We start from the raw sequence: 22,580 nt of genomic DNA, 5'->3' as shown, positions 1-22,580 counted from the left end.
TTTACTTATCAACTTCGCAACCTAGGCAACCTGATCTATGTTTTGATGAAAATGATCCATCCCTTTGAGTTCTCAAGGACTTGGTATCTAGAAATTTCCTCTATAAAAAGGTGTTCAATATTCGTCATCTATTTATTGAATCAGCTAAAATCAATTTTTATCCATCTTTTAGGTTTAATAATGAAATTTTTTAAAAAGCCACAGTTGATTTTTACCTTACTTATTTCGGCGGTACTTAGTTTATCAACACCTTTAGTGAATGCTCAATCTGTTCAAATTAAAGATGCTTTTGCTAGAGCAACCAATCCAGGTCAATCAGTTGGCGGGGGGTACTTGACGATTGATAATCCAAATGACACGGCTGATAAGTTAATTGGCGTTACTTTTGCTAAAGCATCTAGCGTTCAAATCCATGAAATGAAAATGGAGGGTGATCGTATGATGATGCGTGATATAGGTTCATTATCTATTCCGGCTAAATCAAAAGTAGAACTCAAACCAGGTGGCTATCACTTGATGCTAATGGGTTTAAAAGAGCCGTTAAATGACGGGGACGTTATTTCTATTAGTTTGCAATTCGAAAAAGCAGGTAAGGTCGATGTCAAAATGCCTGTAAAAGCACTCCCTCAATCCCACATGCATTAATCTGGTATCAAAATAAAAAGCCCGGACAAGAACGTAATTCTTATCCGGGCCTTGTAAGCAAAAAATCTATCAGTCGTTTTCTAGATTTAAATTCAGATCTGTTACAGCACCTTTACTTGCTGTACTCGCTAATTTTGCATATTTTGCCAATACACCACGGGTATATTTAGGTGCTGGTTTTTTCCAGTTTGCGCGACGTCTAGCTATTTCATCCTCTCCAACATTGAGTTGGATTAACAGTTGATGTGCATCAATCGTGATTGAGTCACCTTCCTCAATGAGGGCGATAGTGCCACCCACAAAAGCCTCAGGAGCTACGTGACCAACTACCATGCCCCAAGTGCCACCAGAAAATCTACCATCGGTGATTAAGCCTACGGTTTCTCCAAAGCCCTGTCCGACTAGAGCAGAAGTAGGTGCTAACATTTCACGCATTCCTGGACCACCCTTAGGACCCTCGTAGCGGATCACAACAACGTCACCATGGGTGATTTTATTGGCCATAATCGCAGCCATACAATCATCTTCAGAGTTGAATACTTTGGCAGGACCGGTAATGCTTGGGTTCTTAAGGCCAGTAATCTTAGCAACGCAACCCTCAGGAGAAATATTTCCTTTAAGGATTGCCAAATGCCCTTGCTCATACATTGGATTATCAATTGGACGAATCACTTTTTGATCCGCTCTTGGTGTGTCCGGCACATCTTTTAGAACTTCCGCAATCGTTTTACCTGTGATGGTCATACAATCACCATGAAGAAGACCGGCAACTAGAAGAACCTTCATCACCTGTGGAATACCGCCAGCAAGGTGAAGATCGGTCGCTAAATATTTGCCAGAAGGTTTCATATCTACCAAGACGGGAACTTTACGACGGATTCTTTCAAAGTCGTCAATTGTCCATTCAATATCGGCAGCACTAGCAATCGCTAAAAAATGCAAGACTGCATTGGTAGAACCACCAACCGCCATAATCACACTAACCGCATTTTCAATTGATTTTTTTGTAATGATATCGCGCGGACGAAGATTATTTTTAACCGCCTCAATTAATACCCTTGCTGATTCTGCAGTGCTATCCACTTTTTCTTGGTCAACGTTTGCCATCGTTGAAGAGTAAGGCAAACTCATCCCTAAAGCTTCAAAAGCTGAACTCATTGTGTTGGCTGTATACATACCACCACAAGATCCACTACTAGGACAGGAATTTTGCTCGACGCCTTTAAAGTCCTCTTCACTCATGCGGCCAGAGGTAAATTCACCCACTGCCTCGAAAGCAGAAACGATGTTGAGTTCGCGCCCTTTATAGTGTCCAGCCTTAATAGTGCCACCATAAACATAAATACTCGGTACATTGGTTCTAGCCATTGCCATCATGCCACCAGGCATATTCTTATCGCAACCACCAATCACAATGACGCCATCTTGCCACAAACCATTGACACAGGTTTCAATTGCATCTGCAATAACTTCTCTTGATATTAAAGAGTATTTCATTCCTTCCGTACCCATACCCATGCCGTCAGAAACGGTTGGTGTGCCGAAGGTCTGAGAGTTTGCACCACCCTTTTCGAGGGCTTCTACTGCTGCATCAGCTAATTTTTGTAAGCCACTATTACAAGGCGTAATGGTCGAGTGGCCATTGGCGACACCAATCATTGGCTTTTTAAAGTCAGCTTCCTCGTACCCCATTGCATAATACATAGAACGATTGGGCGCACGTGCAACTCCTTCGGTAATATTACGGGAACGACGGTTTACGGGGCTTTTTTCATCTGCCATTTAAATCTCCATGAATTATTAACAAAATCGCGAATTATCTTAAAACCTCTATTTTGCCCTTAATTTAAACGGAAGCTGATTTTCTAGAGCAAAATACTATTTTGCCCGAAATTTTCTTTGGAAGTGATTATGGATTCGTATGATGTGATTGTGGTTGGAGCAGGTGCTGCCGGCTTATTTTGTGCTGGAATTGCCGGTCAATTAGGCAAAAAAGTGCTTGTTATTGATCATAGTGCTGTAATCGGAGAGAAAATTCGAATTAGTGGGGGGGGGCGTTGTAATTTCACGAACCTCCATTGTGGGCCAAGTAATTTTTTATCCATGAATCCTCATTTTGTGAAAAGCGCTTTATCGCGCTATAGCAGCCAGGATTTCATCGAGTTGGTTAAAAAGTACGGCATTGCTTTTCATGAAAAACATAAAGGTCAGCTATTTTGCGACAATTCTGCAAAAGAAATTGTGCAAATGCTGCTCAGTGAGTGTGAACTCGGCAAGGTGAAAATTCAATATCCTGAGGAAGTTCAAACCATAAATCAGTGTGATACAGGTTGGCAGGTTGAGACTAACCTTGGTAATTACGTATCAAGCAATTTAGTGATGGCCACTGGTGGACTACCTGTTCCTGCTATTGGCGCGAGTGACTTTGCTTTGACATTTGCCAAAAAATTAGAGATCCCCGTCATTTCTACTAGGGCCGCCTTAGTTCCTTTAGCTTTTACCTCTGGGATTTTTTCAAAAATGGAGGACTTTGCTGGTATCAGTTTTCCAGTACAAATTTCAGCTGGCCTTAAGAAAAAAAATTATGGAACAGCGAACTTTGCCGAAGACCTATTAATTACCCATAAAGGTTTATCCGGCCCCGCAGTTTTACAGGCGAGTTCTTATTGGCAAGAAGGGGAGCCTGTGCAAATTGAATGGCTAAATCAAGAAAAATGGGAAACCTTAACCGGCAACCCAGAAAATCGCTTAAAAACAATTGATCAACTATTAATTGAGTTTTTCCCTAGCAAACTTGCAAAAGAATTTGCTACTCAACTTGGACTTTTTGGCGTGAAATGGGCTGAGGTATCGAATAAAAATAAAGAGTTAATTATTAATCACCTGTGCAGGTGGAGTATAAAACCTGCCGGAACATTAGGCTGGAATAAAGCTGAAGTAATGGTTGGGGGAATCGATACTAAAGCTCTTGAAGGAAAGACGATGATGGTAAAAAAATACCCAGGATTATTTTTTATTGGAGAGTGTGTAGATGTTACAGGCCATTTAGGGGGGCATAATTTTCAGTGGGCTTGGTCCAGTGCATATGTCTGCGCCAATAGCCTCATTAATGCTCACTCTGAAAAAACTCACTCTTAAATTACAGAAATGACTAAACGGCCTTTTTTTAGAAAACTCTGGTTGTAACCTTAAGTATCTTGTGATTAAAAAAAGACTCGAAAAAACAAGTATTAAGGCCCTCCTAATTTGTTGAAGATACAATACTATCTATTACAAAATTATTAGGAACGCCATGTTGAATCATCCATTAAAAATGCTAGTTGTAACAGGCATTATCGCCCTTGGTACAGTTTTGCAATTTGACGTGAGAGCTCAAGCCTACCCTAATAAACCCGTAAAAATTGTAGTTGGTTTTTCCCCAGGGGGTGGACCGGATATTACTGCAAGGGTTCTAGGCCAAAAATTCTCAGAAAAATGGAATCAAAGTGTTGTGATTGAAAATAAGGTAGGTGCTGGTGCCAACATTGCTTCTCAGTTTGTGGCGAATTCCAAACCTGATGGCTATACTTTACTTTCTGTTTCAAATGCCTTTTCGATTTCTCCGGCCATATATCCAAAGTTGCCATTTGATGCGATGAAAGACTTTGATGGCATTACTCTTACTGCTACAGGTCCGGCACTGCTGATTATTTCCCCAAAGTTAAAAGTAACGTCGGTGGCTGAGTTAGTTGCGATGGCCAAGAAAAATCCTGGTCAAATGACTTATAGCTCTGCTGGTATTGGCAGTGGCTCGCATTTTGCGGCAGAAATATTGCGTTCTAAAGCAGGTCTAGAGCTGTTGCATATCCCAACTAAAGGCATTCCTGAGGGTTTGACAGAGGTGATGTCTGGGCGAGTTGATTTTTTTATTAGCCCTTATGCAAGTGCGATTGCAATGGTTAAAGATGGAAGAGCAAAAGCAATTGCAATTACCTCTTTAAAGCGCAGTAAAGAGATGGCAGATATGCCAACCGTTGCCGAGACAGTTCCTGGTTATCAATGGCAGTTTTGGTATGGCTTGTTAGCACCTGCAGGAACACCCAAAGACATTCTTCAACAAATTGCCCTTGAAGTGAAGCGGATCAATGAATTGCCAGAATTGAAAGAGCGCTATGCATCCATTGGGATTGAGCCAGCCTCTGATACACCAGCTCAGTTTGATATTTTTGTGCAAAATGAAATCAAAGATTTTTCAGCCATTGCAAAAGCTGCAAAAATCATCGCAGAATAAACAATAAAATTAATTATTAAAAAAGGAGAAGAAAATGCAAGGTACAGCTAAAAACGGTATTTACTATGAAATCGAAGGTGAAGGTCCATGGATGACTTTATCCCATTCACTTGCCTGTGATATCCACATGTGGGATCCACAAATGGATCTGTTAACCAAGCACTTTAAAGTGCTGCGTTTTGACACTAGAGGACACGGTAAAAGTGTCGTGCCACAAGGTCCTTATACGATGGAGCAATTAGCTGATGATGTTTATGAGTTATTTGGTGAACTCGGGATTACGAAGACCCATTGGATGGGTTTATCGATGGGCGGTATGATTGGTCAAACTTTAGCGCTAAAACACCCAGCAATCTGCACTTCGTTGGTTCTTGCAGATACTACTAGCCGCAGGCCTGATAACGCTTTAAAGATGTGGGGTGACCGCATCATTACAGCTAGAAATGAAGGGATGCAAGGTGTACTCGAAAGCACGATGCAAAGATGGTTTACAGAGCCGTTCCGGATTGCTAACTCTGCAGCCTATCAAGCGACTGCGCAAGGCGTGTTGAACACTCCAGTTGAGGGTTTTGCGGGTTGTTGTGAAGCTATTTCCAGAATCGATACCTTTGATCGATTACCGGAATTAAAGTGCCCAGTCTTGATTATGGTCGGCAGTGACGATCACGGTACACCTCCAGAGATGGCCAGAAAGATTCACGCACAAATTCCGCAATCCGTTTTACACATCATTGATCAAGCTTCCCACATCTCAAACGTGGAACAAACTGCTACCTTTAATCAACATTTAATTGATTTTTATCAGCTTAGCTAAAAAAATCGTAAGCTTGATTGTCAGCGCTTAGTCGAAACCTGAAAACTTGGGTTTTGGTTAGCGCTGATTTTCTTAGTGATGGAGACCTTATTCGGGCTTGAGACCGGAAGCATCAATCACTCGTTTCCAATGTACTTTATCCTTAACCAGGAAAGCTTTAAATTCGCTTGGGGTATTGCCTACAGTAATGGCGCCTAAATCGTTTAGACGTTTTTTGATTTCTGGTTTTGCCATTGCAATTTGCATGGCATTATAGATTTTTTGTACGATGGGCGCAGAGGTGCCGGCTGGAGCTAACATCCCAACCCAAGGTGCCGTGGCTTCAAAACCTTTGAAACCCAACTCTTCCATGGTAGGGGTGTTGGGAAAATCAGGGTGACGTTTGGTCGTTCCCACGGCTAGAGGGATTAAACGCTTTTGTCCAACTTGATCGGCAATACCGATAATTGGATAGAAAATAAAATTAACATTGCCAGACATGACTTCAGTTAAGGCTGGAGCATTCCCTTTAAAAGGCACATGCGTCAATTCCACTTTTGCATCAGTCGCAAGCAGGGCACCAGCAAGATGCGAGGAGCCAGCATTACCTGAAGAACTATAACTAATTGCACCCGGTTTCTCTTTCGCAACCTTTAAGAATTCACCCAGAGTTTTATATGGAGAGTTATAGCCTGTAACGAGAATCATCGGTAAATCGGCAACAAGTGAAATTGGCTCAAAGCTAGTTATCGGATCATATCCTGGTTTTTTCATCATGATTGCATTGACGTTGTGCGATAAGGAGGCAAACAGCAATGTGTAACCATCTGGCTGGGCTTGTGCAACATATTCAGTCGCAATTTTCGCATTTGCACCTGGTTTGTTATCCACAATCACGGATTGTCCTAGAGTCGCTGTCATATCTTGCGCAAGGACTCTCGCAATCACATCGGTCGGGCCACCTGCTGCAAAACCAATGATGACCTTAATCGGTTTTTCTGGATAATTACTCTGCGCTAATACCTGTTGATGAGGCAAGATAGCTAAATTTAGAAGCAGACCTAAAAAGAGGGCTCGGAAGGTGTTTTTATGGGTAACGCGTGAATTGAATCGAATTTTTGTCATGAGTGGTCTCTGGGTTTTTGATTTAAGGTTTTCTAGAAAACTAGTTATTAAAAAAAACGATTGGCTGCCACTTGAAAGCGCTGAATATAACGATGTTCATGGGGGGCGTAATCAGCTACTGCATTATGAATCGTACCCATGTTATCCCACATTAAGACGCTTTTCTCTTCCCATTCAAAGGCGTAGCGAAATTCAGGACGGAGTTGATGAGCAAATAAATACTCAAGTAACTCATCACTCGCTTGCTGATCGAGTTCGTTGATGCGGATTGAGTAGCCTGGATTGGCATATAAAACCTTTTTTCCAGTAATGGGATGAACCATAATGGCAGGGTGCGAGACCGGGGGTTTTGCTTGCAATTGTTCTGGTGTAAGTGGGGGTCTAGTACTACCTTTTTCAAGACGCATTTTCTCCCAAAATTTATTAAAGTCGTGAGTAATCGTTTTACCTTCTAACTTTTCGGCAATTTCTTTAGGTAATGCATCATAGGCAGCGTGCATATTACAGAATTCAGTATTTCCGAGGGATTTCCCATCGCGCATTGGAATCTTGATACCGTACAAAATATTTGCAAAAGCAATTTGGCGACTATAGGACATATCCGTGTGCCAATCTTGTCCTGCATCGGATAAGCCCAAAGGTTTGCCATTTTCGACCATATTGGAGAGCGTCATCATTTCAGGAATTTTTGGATCTTGTGCGATTTTTGCAACATTAATTTCGAGTTCACCAAAATGAATGGCAAAGTCTTTGAGTTGTTGTGGAGTGACTTCTTGCTTGGGAAAAGTGAGAACGCCATACTCGCCCAACCATTGAATCAGTTGGTGTAATTGGGCCTCCGTAATTTTTTGGCTTAAATCTAGATCAAGCACTTTGGCACCGAGTGATTGTTTACTAGGAACTAGGTTCATTTAATACACCTTTTTACATTATTGTCTAATGAAGATGGGATAGAATAACTCAATTATTTTAGACTTTCTAATATGTTACCAGTCAATGAACTCTATTCTATCGAGGAACTACGCCTAAAAGCAAAGGAAAGATTGCCCCAAGCAATTTTTGACTTTTTCGATGGCGGGGCTGAGGACGAAATCACCCTAAACGCTAATCGTCAGGCTTTCAAAGACCAGTTTATAGTGCCCCAAGGTCTCAATGACGTTAGTAATGTCGATACCGCTACTAATATATTAGATCACTTTTTCTCTTTTCCCTGTGCTGTTGCACCAACCGGTGCGGTCGGTTTTGGCTGGCGCGGGGGTGATCTAGCTATTGCTAAGGCTGCTGCCAACCATCAAATTCCTTACACTTTATCTACTACCGCAACTGCCTCCATTGAAAACATCGCTCGCAATGTTCCTGGCCGTTTGTGGTTTCAGGCCTATGTGTTAAGAGATCATGACTTTTTCTTTAAGCTCTTACAGCGTGCCTACCATTGTGACTATGAAGCACTCATGATTACGATTGATTTACCGGTAGGAGGTAAAAGAGAGCGCGATTTAAGAAATCATTTTTCAGTGCCATTCAAGTTTACTTCTCTCAATCTAAGAGATTTTGCTTCAAAACCCCGGTGGGCAATTCCCATGTTGCTTGGGGGAGTACCTAAGTTTGAAAATTTAGTCGGTATGAGAAACACCAACTCCTATGGTGAAAACTCGGCTTCTTCCGTTGGGAAGTACTATGATGCCTCGTTTGATTGGGAATCCTTAGCTAAAGTCAGAGAATATTGGTCCCGTAAATTGATTATTAAGGGCGTACAAAGTCCAATCGATGCAAAACGCTTAGTGGATTTAGGCGTTGATGCGATTGTGGTCTCTAATCATGGTGGCCGACAATTAGATGGAGCGCAAGCAACGCTGCGAGCTCTGCCAGCCATCTTGAAAATTGTTGATGGTAGGATCCCAGTATTTGTGGATGGTGGGATTCGACGCGGTAGTGATATTTTCAAAGCCCTCGCCATGGGTGCCCAAGGTACCTTGGTTGGACGTGCTACCTTATATGGTGCTCTCGCAGCAGGTAATGAAGGCGCAAACCGAGCCTTAGAAATTCTGTTGGATGAATTCACACGCACGATGCAACTTACTGGTATGCGAACGATTGCAGAAATCCATCATTACGGTACCTACTTGCTCGCCAATAATAAGTAAGCTAAAAGACATTTAACCAAATTAATTAGAGCGACGCAGTTGATATACGGCGTGCCTCTGTAAACCGGGTAGACCAATACGGTGTCTGCAATTGTTCTAATCTGACGGTGCCACCTGCATTGGGAGCATGTACGAAACGACCTTTGCCAACATAAATACCGACGTGAGAATAGGGTGAACCCAAAGTGTTAAAAAAAACCAAATCACCTGGTGCCAATGGTGCGTTCTCAACTAAAGAGCTAACCTTGGGCATCTCCGCTGTGGTTCTTGGGATTTTTTTTCCACGAGTACTAGCAAACACATAATGAATCAGGCCACTACAGTCAAAACCGCCGTCAGGGTTATTGCCACCCCAGCGGTAAGGGATTCCAATCAAACCAATCGCTGTTACAGAAATATCTTCTTGACCAACACTAATATCTTGGGCTAAGTTAGGTAGTCGACTAGAACCATTTTGCGTCCCCGACAAAGGGTTCGATGCTTGATTACCTTTAGTGCCACACCCTACCAAGAACAAAAGGCAGAGTATGGCAAGCCAACTTTTAGAGAATTTCAGCCGCATGATCCGCTAAGCGTGAACGCTCACCTCTAGCCAAGGTGACGTGTCCACCATGACGCCAACCTTTGAATCGATCGACTACATAGGTTAAGCCGGATGATCCCTCGGTTAAATAAGGCGTATCAATCTGAGCAATATTACCTAAGCAAATCATTTTCGTACCAGGGCCTGCTCTAGTGACTAAGGTTTTCATTTGTTTCGGGGTTAAATTTTGTGCCTCATCAATAATCACAAACTTAGATACAAAGGTTCTGCCCCGCATAAAGTTCATACTCTTTACTTTAATTCTGGATCTGATGAGCTCTTGTGTTGCGGCTCGTCCCCATTCCCCCGCGCTATCATCGCTGCGGTGGAGTACTTCTAAGTTATCATCAAATGCACCCATCCATGGTTGCATTTTCTCTTCTTCAGTACCTGGCAGAAAACCAATATCCTCACCCACTGGAACGGTAGCACGCGTAATAATGATCTCGTTATAACGTTTACTATCTAACACCTGTTCTAAACCAGCCGCTAAGGCTAATAGGGTTTTACCTGTACCTGCTTGGCCTAATAAAGTAACAAAATCTATTTCAGGGTTCATTAATAAATTGAGGGCAAAGTTTTGTTCACGATTACGCGCTGTAATGCTCCAGACATTATTTTTTTGATGAGAAAAATCTCTTAAGGTTTGTAATAGTGCTGTTTTGCCATTAATTTCTTTTACTTGAGCATAAAAGGGAGTACTGCCATCACTATTTTCTTGATACACAAATTGGTTGACCATCATCGAATTAACGAGGGGGCCTGTAATTCGATAAAACATTGTGCCGGATTTACCATCACTCCAACTTTCCATCGCCTTGCCGTGCTTAGGCCAAAAATCAGGAGGTAATTGTAAAACGCCAGCGTACATGAGGTCACGATCTTCAAGTACTTGGTCGTTAAAGTAGTCTTCAGCCGGTAAGCCAATTGCGCGAGCCTTGATTCGCATATTGATATCTTTTGATACCAATACGACTTCTTGATTTGGGTGTGACTCCTGCAGAGAGCGAACAACCCCTAAAATCATATTGTCGCCTTTACCTTCAGGCAAACCCTCGGGTAATTTAATTTCTTTTAAATCGGTTTGGAAAAACAGTTTGCCTGTAGCGTCTTTATTACCTAATTTGTCTAAAGTAATCCCTTCATTCAGAAAGCCACTAGTTCCGTCCACTAGACCATCTAAAGAGCGACTTACTGCTCGTGCATTTCTGGCTACCTCGCTCATGCCTTTTTTATGATTATCTAATTCTTCTAGAGTTGTCATTGGCAAATACACGTCATGCTCTTCAAAGCGGAACAAGGAAGAAGGATCATGCATGAGCACGTTGGTGTCTAAGACAAATAAACGTTTTTTAGAAGAGGCAGATTTCGTTGGTTTTGTTCTTGAAGATCGATTTGTTTCCTGTTTGATACGCTTGATTGCTTCTTTTGCGATGGTATTAGCAACGCTAGGTGTTTCATTGCTTGCCCTCGGCAATTCAGGCTCGAAACTTGCAAGAAAGGTTTCATCTTCCTCCAACACTGTAATTTGAGCTTTTGGAGGCTTTTTAAGATCGGGTTTACGCATGCGAGGCAAATTGAGTTCATCAGCTGCTTGGTTGGGTGCTGGGGGCAAAGGCATGCATTAACTCCTATGGGGTTCGTTAAAAATGGGATTAAAAATGGGCCATATTGTGCCAAGCACAAGCTGAGCCAAACTAGGCTTTACTTGCGAAGGCGTTAAAGTTGGCTGCAGTATTTGGGTAAAGCAGAAAAAATGTTGAATTACTAAATACAAACTTTTGGGGGGTAATGGCCTGTCTTGATAAACTGATTCAAGAATATTGTGGTTGAGGAGCGTACTTCGTTTTCTTCGCATTAAGAATACATTAGCCCAAATTTCAAGACATTGCAACCACAGTTTTCAAAACTTCTTCCACATGCCCTGGAACCTTAATGCCACGCCATTCATGACGTAAAATCCCTTTAGAATCAAAGAGAAATGTACTTCTATCTAGCCCTCTTACCTGTTTGCCATACATATTTTTCATTTTCATGACTTCAAAAATAGAGCATAAATCCTCATTTACGTCGGCAACTAGCTCAAAAGGTAACTCATGTTTGCTTTTGAAATTTTCATGTGACTTTAAAGAATCGCGAGAAACACCCACAATCACAGCATTTGCTCTCGTAAAAGCCTCGATCGTATCTCTGAAATTGCCAGCTTCAACAGTACAACCAGGGGTTGCGTCTTTTGGATAAAAATATAAAACTAGTTTTTTGCCTAAAAAAGAGCTCGGTTCAAAAACTAAACCTGAAGTCGCTTGGATAGAACAATGGGGGATTGATTCGCCAATTTGCACTGCCATTTTAAATTCCCTTATAAATTGATTACACTAATTTTGCCATGTTATTTGGATCAAATCACAAATATGATTTTTCAGCATTAGGATGAATTGAATCTATTCTGTCATCATAAGTTAAATAACCGATTCAATTGGCATTCGCATTAATTCCCCACTACGATTAGGGATTTCTCCCCAAGTAAAAGGTAATTCAATTAGATGCTGTAATTGTCCGGTTTTTTGCCATGAAAGATGTAATTCTTGCATACTTACTAGCTCATGCCCTTGACTCAACCACCCCTTTAAAAGTTGCTCGAAAAGGGGTAAAAATTTCTGACCTTCAAGCTCAGCATGCAGCGTGAACACTTGATCATTGGGATTACTCGCAGTCAGACTTAAAAGATGGCTAATTACATCCTCACCAGTCATGTTATTGACCCCAATCAACTCATCTAAGGTCGGGAGTGTGGTTGGATATTGAATGTGATGGCAGGTTTTCATACCCTCTAACTTAACGCGGTAAGGTACTAAATTCAGCGGTGCACGTCCGTCCGAAGAGTATTTCATCTGCCATGTATCCAAATGTTTAATAGCTGTTGGATTCATTTGCCAACCGGCAGCACCATGGGTTTTTGGGACTTCTTTAAAAATATCAGTAAATCGATCCCAGGCGAGATTCATTTGTTGCAAGGTCCACTCTGGGGTTGCGTCGCGGACATTGTCCTGCCAGACGCGATGATCCCAAGTATGAATCCCAACTTCGTGTCCACTTTTTGCTACTGATTGCATTTCTGAGCGTGCTTTTTTACCAATATCTGGGGCTGGTAAAAGAACTCCATAACTTAAGGTTTTGAGACCATAATGCTCAACGACTGAAGTACGAGAAACCTTTTTGAAAAAACCCGGTTTAAAAATGTTCTTGAAAGCCCAACCGGTATGATCAAAACCCAAACTAAATAAAAAAGTAGCCTGCAGATGATTCGTGTCGAGTACTTTTTGTAAACGGGGTACGCCTTCTTGCGTTCCTCGCAAAGTATCGACATCGATTTTGAGTGCAATCCTTCCCATTATTAGGTGTTCCTAAAAGTCAAGGTGTAAAAGGGTAATTGCGCCAATTAATGATCGACTAAACTGCGTGCACGAACCACATCATGACGATAGGCTTCGAAAATGTGCTCTAGGGCATCTTCCATCGTCGTGGAAGGTTTCCAACCTAGTTCGGTCATCGTATTTTCGATTTTTGGGACACGATTTTGTACGTCTTGATAACCTGTTCCGTAGTAGGCATTCGCCGTTGTTTCTTGTACGTTAACCAATTTAGCTGAGGCTTGATACTCGGGGATCCGATTCGCAATGGCTAACATCATATTGGCCAATTCTTTGACAGAGTGATTATTAGTTGGGTTACCGATGTTATAAATCTTGCCATTGGCAATATCATTTTTATTTTCTAATATCAACGCCAAGGCATCAATGCCATCATCAATATAGGTAAATGCTCTTTTTTGCAAACCACCATCGACCAAGTTGATCGGTTCACCACGGACAATATGACCTAAAAATTGAGTTACTACGCGCGAGGATCCTTCTTTAGCGGTATAAATGCTATCTAAACCAGGCCCAATCCAGTTAAATGGTCTGAAAAGGGTAAAGCGTAAGCCCTCCATCCCATAACCCCAGATGACGCGATCCATTAATTGTTTTGCGCAAGCATAAATCCATCTTGGTTTGTTAATTGGGCCATAAATCAGTGGGGAAGACTCTGGATCAAATTCAGCGTCGGTACTCATACCGTAAACTTCTGAGGTTGACGGAAAGACGAGATGTTTGCCATATTTGTGGGCGGAGCGAACAATCGGTAAATTCGCTTCAAAATCAAGCTCAAATACTTTGAGTGGTTGCTGGACATAGGTCGCTGGGGTTGCAATCGCGACCAAAGGTAGGATTACATCGCATTTACGCACATGATATTCAACCCACTCTTTGTTGATCGTAATATCGCCTTCGAAAAAATGCATCCTTTGATGATTCACGATGTCACCGAGTCGATCATTTTGCATATCCATACCGTAGACTTCCCAATCCGTAGTCTCTAAGATACGCTTTGATAGGTGGTGACCGATAAAACCATTGACACCTAGGATTAAGATTTTTTTAGCCATAATGAGTCGTTTACCTCGGAATTAGAAATAGAAAATACTGCATGCAATAGACAGTATTCTAAGCGTTTGTGAAAGTATTCAGTAATTTTTGTAAGTCTTGGGGGCTAATCAGGGATTCATGATGTCGAAGTTCTTCGATCCATAGCCCACCCCGATCCGGACAACAACCTACGATTTTACCGTCAAATAGACCAAGACCTAGAGCCTGATTGATGGGTAGAGAGTTAGGAAGTATTTTCTGAGCCTTTGCAACTACTAGTTGGTGTACGCCTAGCATGGTAAATGCACCAGGGTAGGGAGGAGCGACAGCTCGGTAAAGATTATATACATCATGGCAACTTGCCTGCCAGTTAATCAGCCCATCTTGCGGTTTACGCCCGCCAAAATAACTTCCCATTGAAAGATCATTTTTGGTTCTAGGGATTTGACCTTGAAGCAGTTGTGGCAATACTTTTTCTAGCGCAATCACCGCTGCTTGACTGACTTCATTAAAGACTTCATAAGCAGTTTGATCAGGACCAATTGGCACCACTTCTTGACTAACGATATCGCCCGCGTCGGGCTTTACTTCCATGATGTGCAAAGTAGCGCCAGTTTCTGCTTCGCCGTGTAAGACGGCCCAGTTGATGGGGACCCGCCCACGGTATTTAGGGAGTAAGGAACCGTGCATATTGAGCGCTGCTAATTTAGCAAGCTGCAAAATTTGCGTCGGAATCATCTGCCTAAAATAAAATGAAAACAAATAATCTGGGTGAATTTGTGCAATACGATCTTGTAACTGGGAATCATTCAAGTCAGGGTCTAAGAGGATTGGAATGTGATGGGCCTGACACAGATCTGCGACCGACTCAAACCAAATATTCTCACTAGGGTTATCCGCATGGGTAATGACGAGTGGAATCTCAAAGCCACCTTCAATTAAGGTTCGAAGACACTTTACGCCAACAGTATGATAGGCGAATACAACTGCAGTGTTATTGCGAAGCGTCAATCGCATCACCTTGAGCTACATCATCCTGTTCTAAAACACCCATCACAATATACCTAGGCCTTTTACGAACTTGTTCGTAGATGCGGCCAGTATATTCGCCTAGTAAACCTACCCCAAAAAGTAAAACACCCATCAGGAAAAAGTTAAGTGCAAATAAAGTAAAGACCCCTTCTACTTCGGCGCCAAGAATGAAGCGACGCACCAACAGTAGGATAAATAGAAAGCCTGACGCAATCGCTAGCAAGATTCCAATTAAAGAAAAAGCTTGCAGAGGCATCACGGAAAAGCCAGTAACTAAATCAAAATTTAATCGAATTAATTGGTAGAGAGAGTATTTCGACTCGCCTGCAAAACGTTCCTCATGTTTGATCTCAATTTCAATGCGTTTACTTGCGTAAGTGAAGCCCAGTGCTGGAATAAAAGTATTGAGTTCTTTACTTTTCTTCATTAAATTGACCACTCGCCGATCATAGCCACGCATCATACAGCCTTGGTCAGTCATGGTAATACGAGTGATACGATCCCTCAGCTGATTCATGGCTTTAGAGGCATAACGTCGGAAATGTGAATCTTTTCTAGCGACTCGAATCGTACCGACATAATCAAAGCCTTCAAGAAGCAACTGAGCAATCCGATGGATTTCTTCTGGTGGGTTTTGTAAATCAGCATCTAGGGTGATAATAAAGTCACCGTTCGCATAAGAAAACCCAGCCATGATGGCCATATGTTGACCAAAATTACCGTTAAATAAAACTACCCTTGTCGTGTCAGGACGTTTATCAAACTGCCTAGCTAATAGTTGTGCCGATTGATCGCGACTACCATCATTCACAAACACCACTTCATAACGAACATTTAAATTTTTTACCATCAAATCCAAAGCAGGATAAAGACGGTCAAATAATGCTTGTAGACCGTCCTCTTCGTTGTACACCGGAATCACAATCGAAATCAGCGGAAAAGCAGGCTTGACCGGAAGAAAACGTTCCATCGAAGTGCTATGAATGATATTTTTTGACATTAAGTAATTCTAAAGGTTTTTTATTTAGGAATAAAAAATGGTGTTTCCTACCATTGAAACTCTCGCAGTTGGCTTTTTATTTTAAGGCGGACAGAAGCGCATTTTCTAAACTTACCACTACACGCTCAACATCAGCATTTGTCATTTGGGCAAATAAAGGCAGCGTTAAAATGGCTTTACCAACACGCTTTGCATGTGGTGTGCTTGCTGGGTCATAACCCAGTTCGCGATACAGGGTAAATTGAGTGATGATGGGATAGTGGAGGCCACAACCAATTTGTTGGTCTTTCATCTTTTGCATGATGTCAGCACGGTTGCTACCTTTATTTTCAAGGGACTCGATGGGAAGAACAACCTGAAACATATGCCAGTTGGAGTTTGCGAAATCGGCAACAGGTAATTGAAGTCCTAACGCTACGAGCGAGGTTTTAGCAAAACTTGCAAAGTAATGTTTTGCTAATTCATGACGAATGGCTGTAACTTCTACAATTTTCGCAAATTGATGAAGACCAATTACCGCATTAACGTCAGTAAGGTTATGCTTACCGCCGAGCACATCTACCTCCATCCCATCTAGCCCTGTGCGCGTGACTCCTTGCAAGCGATACTTACTAGCAAGGATTGCTTCCTCCTCCGTATTCATGACGAGACATCCACCTTCAATACTCGTGATATTTTTATTCGCCTGAAAACTAAAACTGACCAAATCAGAGCGCAACGGACTAGCAGCGCCAATCCTATTTCCCTGCCAGGAGCTACCTAAAGCTTGGGCTGCATCCTCAATCACACGTAGGTGATACTTGTCGGCAATCCTGTATAAGTACCCCATATCAACGGGTAAGCCGGCAAGATAGACGGGCATGATAGCTTTAGTTGCCGGTGTAATTGCTTGTTCAATTAGATTCAAATCGATATTGCGAGTCACTGGATCAATATCTACAAAGACCGGTTTTGCCCCAACTGTAAGAATGACATTTGAAGTCGAAACCCATGAAATCGGACTCGTAATAACTTCATCGCCAGGACCGATACCCGCAATCCTAAGGGCAATTTCCATTGTGGCTGTACCATTGGCAAAACAACGTACAGGTCTACCACCAAAATAATCCGATAAAGTTTTCTCTAGCTGCGCATTTTTGGGGCCCGTCGTAATCCAACCAGAACGTAACACTTCACCAACGGCCGCAATGGTTGCTTCATCGATTGTGGGTTTAGTAAAGGGTAGAAAAGGAATTTGTGAATTACTCATAGCAATGCCTGATTGAAAACGGTTTAAGATCTTGCCAAAATATAGACGCCAACTAAGATAATACCAATCGCTAGCATTCGCTGTGTCGATAAAACCTCGCCAAATAAATAATAAGCGGCGATGGCATTCACCACATAACCTAATGATAAAAGCGGATAAGCAATCGATACGTCAACTCTGGATAAGCCAGCGATCCAAGTTATAACTGATAATCCATATAAAGCCAAGCCACCGAGGATGGGTAAATTGGAACCTATTTGCATTAAGGTTGGCATCAGGGTCGCTGGGGCGAGTGTGATCTCACCTAGGCGATTAGTGCCCGCTTTGAGTAAGAGTTGAGCACAGGCATTGAGTAAGATGCCCGCGAATAAATAAGAAAAACTAGATATATTCATTAAATTAAAACCTATTGGTTACTGAAATGCGCAATCAAGCTTTATGGCAATGGCTTACGCACAATTACTCTTAAGGCATCTCGTGCTACTAATTCCATTGGAAAATTCTGCTTTGTAAGTTCATCATACTTATGGTTAGTTAAAATCGCAAAAGCATCCTCTGATGGATTAGATTGCCATAACTGCATCCAATCACTCGTTTTGCTAATCCACTTATTAGGTTCTTGTTCAATCCCAAAGGCTAACTCATCTTCAAAATTAACCATAATACTTGGGTGTTCTAAATAAAAGGGGATTGTGTGCTCAAGCAACTCCACAGAATATAACTTGGTATCCGGTTTGAGTAAGGGTTTTACTTGCTCTGCTAGATCGACACCGGATAATAGCCTTCCAACGTGCTCATGTGACAAACCAGCAGTTAATGTCACGGCTAAAAAAGTTGCAGAGTAAAGACACAAACTGAGCATTCTTCGCTTGCAATAATATAAGGACGAAAGACAGCCAACAATTCCAAGAATCAGAGCAATACGAATATCTTTGGCATAAGCAAGATAGCTTTGTGCCTCATAGGTTTCACCTGTTTTTTCGATCACAGAAATTTGGGTCAAACCAATGATAAAAAGAACTAGAAAAAAACTGACTTGCCATAACCATGGAGCGGTAAAGATACTGGCTTTAGTTAAAGATAAATTAAGACCATGATCAATCGAAATCGCAATGATGATAGCCAAGGCGGGTATCACTGGAATGATATAACCTGGTAGTTTAGAGTGCGATGAACTGAAGAAAATCAGAATAACTAAAAACCATACAAAGCATAACCAAAGCGATTTAAATTGTGGAGACTGAAGCGGTAGTTTGAGCCGTAATTTAAAAACTTGTACATTCGCCCTGACTAATTGCACTAACCAAGGAATGAGTCCAACGCAGAGTAGTGTAATAAAAAAGTGCCAGGGAGCTACACGGGCATGTTCATTCGTCGTGAAGCGCTCAAAGTGTTCACGAATAAAAAAGAAATGTAAAAAAGAGGGATGTTCAATTGATATCAGAATAAACCAAGGGGCACAAATCAGAAAGAAGAGACTTAACCCTTTTACCCAAAGCATTTGAGTCCAGCATTTCCAGTCGCCACTGGTAAAGGTATACAACACGATGACCATACCAGGTAACACCACCCCAATTAATCCTTTACTGAGTACTGCCAATGCCATTGAGGCCCAGCACATTAGCATCCAATTTTGTTGAGTTTTAGAGCCCAGAGTTGAACTCCAAGATAAGATCAAACAACAAAGAGTAGCGCCCATAAAAAATGCCATCCCCATATCGAGCGAATTAAAATGGCCCCCTAAAATCCATAATGGACTAGATGCCAAAATCATCGCGACTAGATGACCAACCCTTGGACCCCAAATCTCATTCGCCGTGTAAGCGAAGAAGAAAATTCCCCCTAAGCTCGATAGTCCACTCCAAAGTCTAGCTTGCCACTCACCCAAGCCAAACAATTTAAAAGCGAGAGCGGTCATCCATAGATGTAAGGGGGGTTTTTCGAAATATAAATAATCGTTATATTTTGGGACCAACCAATTACCACTCACCAACATCTCACGGGCAATTTCAGCATAGCGCCCTTCATCTGAAGGAATTAAATGACGAAAGCCAAGCGTACTTAACCAAACAAAGGCAAGAAGAAGATAGAGCAACCAACTCGGATTATGGAGAACTTGCTGTGACAGGGAGAGGTATCTTTTCAACATTTCTTGTAGTTACTTCCCCGCTAACGCTGCGGGAGTCGTTAACGGCGTTGATTCGATTAAAAAGGCGCCAAGTACTAGTCTGCCTTCACCCATCAAGATGTTGTAAGTTCTACACGCGGCCTGAGTTGTCATGACCTCAAAGCCGATTTTCGCTTTATATAAGTCTTGAATGAGACTAGGCGTTACAAAACGATGTTTTAAGCCACTCCCCAGAATAACTAATTCGGGACGAAGTTGGGCAATGGTCTCAAAATGGGAACGTTCAAACTGACCAAAGTTTGAAATATTCCAAGGATTTATCGCGCCTTCGGGCATCACTAAAATGGAAGATTCAAATCGAATTTCGTTAATCTCGATATAAGAATCCTCGTATCTGGTGACGGTATTGAGTGCTGAATGGGGATCAGGTTGGAGTTTCAAGGCTTTCCTCTGTCATAATATGGTTATTATAACTAGCGTTTGTCCGCTAAAAGTTTGAGAGATCTATTTTATTGTGAAAACTTTTTTAAAATCCGCAAAACTAAATAATGTTTGTTACGACATTCGTGGTCCTGTCTTGGAACTTGCCACGCGAATGGAAGAAGAAGGACAAAAAATTATCAAATTAAACATTGGTAATGTAGGGGTATTTGGTTTTGATCCTCCTGAAGAAATCCAATTAGATATGATTCGTAATTTGCAACATGCCGCTGCTTATTCCGACTCGAAGGGTATTTTTACAGCCCGTAAAGCCATCATGCACTATTGCCAACAAAAGAATATTCAGGGTGTTGACATTGACGATATTTATACCGGTAATGGCGTTTCTGAACTAATCGTTTTAGCCATGAATGCGCTACTCAATGATGGTGACGAGATTTTGGTACCAACGCCTGATTATCCACTTTGGACAGCTGCTGTCAGCCTATCAAGCGGGAAGCCAGTCCATTATTTGTGTGACGAAAGTAAGGACTGGGCCCCAGATTTAGCTGATATCAAAGCAAAGATCAGTGATAAAACCAAGGGTATTGTCATCATTAATCCCAATAATCCGACTGGTGCGATTTATTCCGATGATGTCTTGAAACAAATTGTGCAACTCGCTCGTGAGCATGACTTAATTATTTTTGCCGACGAGATCTACGACAAAACTTTATACGATGGCCATACGCACACTTCGATTGCATCGCTTGCAACTGATGTCTTGATGATTACTTTTAATGGTTTGTCAAAAAATTATCGGTCATGTGGTTATCGTGCTGGCTGGATGATTGTCTCAGGCGATAAAAGTGGTGCAAAAGACTATATTGAGGGTTTAAATATGCTCTCATCTATGCGCTTATGCGCCAACGTGCCGGGTCAATGGGCGATTCAGACAGCACTAGGTGGTTATCAAAGCATTAACGAACTCGTGGGAGAGGGTGGGCGACTGCGTCGTCAACGTGATTTGGCTTATGATTTAATCACTAAAATCCCAGGTGTTAGTTGCGTAAAACCTGCTGCTGCACTTTATTTATTTCCGAAATTAGATCCAAAAATGTATCCGATTAAGGACGATCAGGAATTTATTGCTGATTTATTGCGTGAAGAAAAAGTCCTTCTAGTTCAAGGCAGTGGTTTTAATTGGCCACATCCTGATCACTTTAGGGTTGTTTTCTTACCCAATGAGGATGTCTTACGAGACGCTATCAAGCGGTTAGCCCGTTTTTTAGCAAAATACAGAAAAAGAATGGGAACTGAGTCTCTCGTTTAAGTTGCGACTAAAATAGTACTTTTAGTAGGACTTCGAATTTGCTCGAAGTCTTCCGATCATTTATGAAGATTTGAACATGAAACCAATACAAGTAGGATTATTAGGCGCTGGAACAGTGGGCGGCGGTGTATTTACTGTGCTGCAGCGTAACCATGAAGAGATTGAAAGACGGGCTGGGCGTGGGATTGAGATTGCGGTTGTTGCTGATCTTGATCAAAAGCGTGCTGAGCAGATTGTACAAAATCGAGCTAGGATTGTGAACGATGCCTATCAAGTCATTAATGACCCAGAGATTGAAGTAGTTATTGAATTAATCGGTGGCTACGGCATTGCTAAAACTTTAGTTTTGGCAGCCATTGCAGCAGGTAAGCACGTCGTTACAGCTAATAAAGCCTTAATTGCGGTGCATGGTAACGAAATTTTTGCTGCTGCTAGGGAGCGTGGCGTGATTGTTGCTTTTGAAGCGGCTGTTGCTGGCGGTATTCCTATTATTAAGGCATTAAGAGAAGGTTTAACAGCAAATCGAATCGAGTGGATTGCTGGCATTATTAACGGTACGACTAACTTTATCTTGAGCGAAATGCGTGATAAAGGCTTAGATTTTGATGTGGTGCTAAAAGAGGCGCAGCGCTTAGGCTATGCCGAAGCGGACCCTACCTTTGATATTGAAGGGATTGACGCAGCGCATAAAGCCTCAATCATGAGCGCAATCGCTTTTGGTGTGCCGGTTCAATTCGATAAAGCGCATATCGAAGGTATTACTAATTTAGCAGCAATCGATATTAAGTATGCAGAAGAGCTTGGTTATCGAATCAAACTATTAGGGATTACCAAACGTACCCCTGACGGTATAGAACTAAGAGTTCATCCGACCTTGATTCCTAATGATCGCCTGATTGCCAATGTTGAAGGTGCTATGAATGCAGTCCAAGTGTTTGGTGATGCCGTCGGCACTACTTTGTATTACGGTAAAGGCGCTGGATCAGAGCCAACCGCTTCAGCCGTGATTGCCGATTTAGTTGACGTGGTTCGCTATCAATCTGTGCCTGCAGACAAGCGCGTTCCTTACTTAGCGTTCCAAGAAGATAAAGTAATTAATACAGTGGTCATGCCAATTGGAGAGATCACTACTAGTTATTACTTACGCCTGAAAGTGGCAGATGAAACGGGTGTTCTAGCCAATATTACGAAAATCCTTGCAGATCAAGATATTTCGATAGACGCTTTATTACAAAAAGAAGCTTTGGCTGGTCAAAGTCAAACAGATTTGATTATTTTGACCCATACAACCCAAGAAAAGCGGATGTTATCGGCAATTGAACAAATGACGACATTACCTACAGTACTCGGTGGGGTTATTAAAATTCGTTTGGAAGAACTTAGTTAATTAAG

Annotated in this window: 21 protein-coding genes; 7 read left to right on the top strand and 14 right to left on the bottom strand. The window is 41.9% G+C overall.

Translation table 11 applies throughout. The features are described 5' to 3' along the window. The first annotated feature begins 180 nt into the window (after positions 1 to 180). Positions 181 to 645, top strand: coding sequence for a copper chaperone PCu(A)C (locus tag AOC35_RS07845; protein WP_159077522.1), 465 nt, complete (start codon positions 181 to 183; stop codon positions 643 to 645). A 69-nt stretch (positions 646 to 714) separates the two neighbouring features. Here AOC35_RS07845 and ilvD read toward each other — a convergent pair whose 3' ends face one another. After that, positions 715 to 2,427, bottom strand: coding sequence for a dihydroxy-acid dehydratase (ilvD, locus tag AOC35_RS07840; protein WP_108646560.1), 1,713 nt, complete (start codon positions 2,425 to 2,427; stop codon positions 715 to 717). Between the two features lie 129 nt (positions 2,428 to 2,556). Between ilvD and AOC35_RS07835 the strand changes: the two genes are divergently transcribed. The 3 genes from AOC35_RS07835 to pcaD all read left to right on the top strand — a co-directional run bounded on the left by AOC35_RS07835 (position 2,557) and on the right by pcaD (position 5,729). Then, positions 2,557 to 3,783, top strand: coding sequence for a BaiN/RdsA family NAD(P)/FAD-dependent oxidoreductase (locus AOC35_RS07835; RefSeq protein WP_108646559.1), 1,227 nt, complete (start codon positions 2,557 to 2,559; stop codon positions 3,781 to 3,783). 154 nt (positions 3,784 to 3,937) lie between these two features. Beyond that, positions 3,938 to 4,915 (top strand): tripartite tricarboxylate transporter substrate binding protein, encoded by a 978-nt coding sequence (locus AOC35_RS07830; protein ID WP_108646558.1) that lies wholly within the window; start codon positions 3,938 to 3,940, stop codon positions 4,913 to 4,915. 34 nt (positions 4,916 to 4,949) lie between these two features. After that, positions 4,950 to 5,729 carry a 3-oxoadipate enol-lactonase gene (gene pcaD, locus AOC35_RS07825; protein WP_108646557.1) on the top strand — a complete coding sequence of 260 codons (780 nt, stop codon included), beginning with the start codon at positions 4,950 to 4,952 and terminating at the stop codon, positions 5,727 to 5,729. A gap of 87 nt (positions 5,730 to 5,816) precedes the next feature. Here pcaD and AOC35_RS07820 read toward each other — a convergent pair whose 3' ends face one another. Next, on the bottom strand, positions 5,817 to 6,833 hold the full coding sequence (locus tag AOC35_RS07820; protein ID WP_108646556.1) for a tripartite tricarboxylate transporter substrate binding protein: 1,017 nt from the start codon (positions 6,831 to 6,833) through the stop codon (positions 5,817 to 5,819). A gap of 47 nt (positions 6,834 to 6,880) precedes the next feature. Continuing rightward, positions 6,881 to 7,744 carry a TauD/TfdA dioxygenase family protein gene (locus tag AOC35_RS07815; protein ID WP_108646555.1) on the bottom strand — a complete coding sequence of 288 codons (864 nt, stop codon included), beginning with the start codon at positions 7,742 to 7,744 and terminating at the stop codon, positions 6,881 to 6,883. A 72-nt stretch (positions 7,745 to 7,816) separates the two neighbouring features. On the opposite strand from AOC35_RS07815, the gene AOC35_RS07810 reads away from it, so the two are divergent. Beyond that, positions 7,817 to 8,977 carry an alpha-hydroxy acid oxidase gene (locus AOC35_RS07810; protein ID WP_108646554.1) on the top strand — a complete coding sequence of 387 codons (1,161 nt, stop codon included), beginning with the start codon at positions 7,817 to 7,819 and terminating at the stop codon, positions 8,975 to 8,977. Positions 8,978 to 9,002: 25 nt separating this feature from the next. On the opposite strand, the gene AOC35_RS07805 is transcribed toward AOC35_RS07810, so the two are convergent. From AOC35_RS07805 to AOC35_RS07755, 11 genes are all read right to left on the bottom strand, one after another. Then, a complete protein-coding gene (locus tag AOC35_RS07805; protein ID WP_108646553.1) occupies positions 9,003 to 9,539 on the bottom strand; it encodes a C40 family peptidase in 537 nt (178 codons plus the stop codon). After that, complete coding sequence (locus AOC35_RS07800) at positions 9,520 to 11,181, bottom strand: PhoH family protein (protein ID WP_108646552.1); 1,662 nt, start codon at positions 11,179 to 11,181, stop codon at positions 9,520 to 9,522. The genes AOC35_RS07805 and AOC35_RS07800 overlap by 20 nt, the downstream gene beginning before the upstream one ends. Positions 11,182 to 11,440: 259 nt before the next feature. After that, on the bottom strand, positions 11,441 to 11,908 hold the full coding sequence (locus AOC35_RS07795; protein ID WP_108646551.1) for a peroxiredoxin: 468 nt from the start codon (positions 11,906 to 11,908) through the stop codon (positions 11,441 to 11,443). A gap of 111 nt (positions 11,909 to 12,019) precedes the next feature. Further along, a complete protein-coding gene (locus tag AOC35_RS07790; protein ID WP_108646550.1) occupies positions 12,020 to 12,952 on the bottom strand; it encodes a polysaccharide deacetylase family protein in 933 nt (310 codons plus the stop codon). Positions 12,953 to 12,999: 47 nt separating this feature from the next. Then, on the bottom strand, positions 13,000 to 14,046 hold the full coding sequence (locus AOC35_RS07785) for a bifunctional UDP-4-keto-pentose/UDP-xylose synthase (RefSeq protein ID WP_170107035.1): 1,047 nt from the start codon (positions 14,044 to 14,046) through the stop codon (positions 13,000 to 13,002). A gap of 58 nt (positions 14,047 to 14,104) precedes the next feature. Next, positions 14,105 to 15,037, bottom strand: a complete 933-nt coding sequence (locus AOC35_RS07780; RefSeq protein WP_245898456.1) for a formyltransferase — start codon at positions 15,035 to 15,037, stop codon at positions 14,105 to 14,107. Then, the gene (locus AOC35_RS07775; protein WP_108648762.1) at positions 15,021 to 16,028 is read right to left on the bottom strand and encodes a glycosyltransferase; all 1,008 of its coding nucleotides are present in this window, start codon (positions 16,026 to 16,028) and stop codon (positions 15,021 to 15,023) included. The genes AOC35_RS07780 and AOC35_RS07775 overlap by 17 nt, the downstream gene beginning before the upstream one ends. Before the next feature lie 106 nt (positions 16,029 to 16,134). Next, positions 16,135 to 17,307 carry a DegT/DnrJ/EryC1/StrS family aminotransferase gene (locus AOC35_RS07770; RefSeq protein ID WP_108646547.1) on the bottom strand — a complete coding sequence of 391 codons (1,173 nt, stop codon included), beginning with the start codon at positions 17,305 to 17,307 and terminating at the stop codon, positions 16,135 to 16,137. A 23-nt stretch (positions 17,308 to 17,330) separates the two neighbouring features. Further along, complete coding sequence (locus AOC35_RS07765; protein WP_108646546.1) at positions 17,331 to 17,702, bottom strand: EamA family transporter; 372 nt, start codon at positions 17,700 to 17,702, stop codon at positions 17,331 to 17,333. Positions 17,703 to 17,743: 41 nt separating this feature from the next. Continuing rightward, complete coding sequence (locus AOC35_RS07760) at positions 17,744 to 19,456, bottom strand: glycosyltransferase family 39 protein (RefSeq protein ID WP_108646545.1); 1,713 nt, start codon at positions 19,454 to 19,456, stop codon at positions 17,744 to 17,746. 9 nt (positions 19,457 to 19,465) lie between these two features. Continuing rightward, entirely contained in the window at positions 19,466 to 19,876 is a 411-nt protein-coding gene (locus tag AOC35_RS07755) for an Mth938-like domain-containing protein (RefSeq protein ID WP_108646544.1), read from the bottom strand. 73 nt (positions 19,877 to 19,949) lie between these two features. Between AOC35_RS07755 and AOC35_RS07750 the strand changes: the two genes are divergently transcribed. Next, on the top strand, positions 19,950 to 21,188 hold the full coding sequence (locus AOC35_RS07750) for a pyridoxal phosphate-dependent aminotransferase (protein WP_108646543.1): 1,239 nt from the start codon (positions 19,950 to 19,952) through the stop codon (positions 21,186 to 21,188). A 76-nt stretch (positions 21,189 to 21,264) separates the two neighbouring features. Next, complete coding sequence (locus AOC35_RS07745) at positions 21,265 to 22,575, top strand: homoserine dehydrogenase (RefSeq protein WP_108646542.1); 1,311 nt, start codon at positions 21,265 to 21,267, stop codon at positions 22,573 to 22,575. Positions 22,576 to 22,580 lie beyond the last annotated feature (5 nt).

The organism is Polynucleobacter rarus (assembly GCF_003072505.1).
GTDB lineage: Bacteria > Pseudomonadota > Gammaproteobacteria > Burkholderiales > Burkholderiaceae > Polynucleobacter > Polynucleobacter rarus.
This window is presented reverse-complemented; position numbering and strand designations above follow the sequence as displayed.

What these genes read in the sequence shown, in the direction of transcription:
- AOC35_RS07845 (WP_159077522.1), top strand. Translation starts at nt 181, where the DNA reads ATGAAATTTTTTAAAAAGCCACAGTTGATTTTTACCTTACTTATTTCG.
- ilvD (WP_108646560.1), bottom strand. Translation starts at nt 2,427, where the DNA reads ATGGCAGATGAAAAAAGCCCCGTAAACCGTCGTTCCCGTAATATTACC.
- AOC35_RS07835 (WP_108646559.1), top strand. Translation starts at nt 2,557, where the DNA reads ATGGATTCGTATGATGTGATTGTGGTTGGAGCAGGTGCTGCCGGCTTA.
- AOC35_RS07830 (WP_108646558.1), top strand. Translation starts at nt 3,938, where the DNA reads ATGTTGAATCATCCATTAAAAATGCTAGTTGTAACAGGCATTATCGCC.
- pcaD (WP_108646557.1), top strand. Translation starts at nt 4,950, where the DNA reads ATGCAAGGTACAGCTAAAAACGGTATTTACTATGAAATCGAAGGTGAA.
- AOC35_RS07820 (WP_108646556.1), bottom strand. Translation starts at nt 6,833, where the DNA reads ATGACAAAAATTCGATTCAATTCACGCGTTACCCATAAAAACACCTTC.
- AOC35_RS07815 (WP_108646555.1), bottom strand. Translation starts at nt 7,744, where the DNA reads ATGAACCTAGTTCCTAGTAAACAATCACTCGGTGCCAAAGTGCTTGAT.
- AOC35_RS07810 (WP_108646554.1), top strand. Translation starts at nt 7,817, where the DNA reads ATGTTACCAGTCAATGAACTCTATTCTATCGAGGAACTACGCCTAAAA.
- AOC35_RS07805 (WP_108646553.1), bottom strand. Translation starts at nt 9,539, where the DNA reads ATGCGGCTGAAATTCTCTAAAAGTTGGCTTGCCATACTCTGCCTTTTG.
- AOC35_RS07800 (WP_108646552.1), bottom strand. Translation starts at nt 11,181, where the DNA reads ATGCCTTTGCCCCCAGCACCCAACCAAGCAGCTGATGAACTCAATTTG.
- AOC35_RS07795 (WP_108646551.1), bottom strand. Translation starts at nt 11,908, where the DNA reads ATGGCAGTGCAAATTGGCGAATCAATCCCCCATTGTTCTATCCAAGCG.
- AOC35_RS07790 (WP_108646550.1), bottom strand. Translation starts at nt 12,952, where the DNA reads ATGGGAAGGATTGCACTCAAAATCGATGTCGATACTTTGCGAGGAACG.
- AOC35_RS07785 (WP_170107035.1), bottom strand. Translation starts at nt 14,046, where the DNA reads ATGGCTAAAAAAATCTTAATCCTAGGTGTCAATGGTTTTATCGGTCAC.
- AOC35_RS07775 (WP_108648762.1), bottom strand. Translation starts at nt 16,028, where the DNA reads ATGGAACGTTTTCTTCCGGTCAAGCCTGCTTTTCCGCTGATTTCGATT.
- AOC35_RS07770 (WP_108646547.1), bottom strand. Translation starts at nt 17,307, where the DNA reads ATGAGTAATTCACAAATTCCTTTTCTACCCTTTACTAAACCCACAATC.
- AOC35_RS07765 (WP_108646546.1), bottom strand. Translation starts at nt 17,702, where the DNA reads ATGAATATATCTAGTTTTTCTTATTTATTCGCGGGCATCTTACTCAAT.
- AOC35_RS07760 (WP_108646545.1), bottom strand. Translation starts at nt 19,456, where the DNA reads ATGTTGAAAAGATACCTCTCCCTGTCACAGCAAGTTCTCCATAATCCG.
- AOC35_RS07745 (WP_108646542.1), top strand. Translation starts at nt 21,265, where the DNA reads ATGAAACCAATACAAGTAGGATTATTAGGCGCTGGAACAGTGGGCGGC.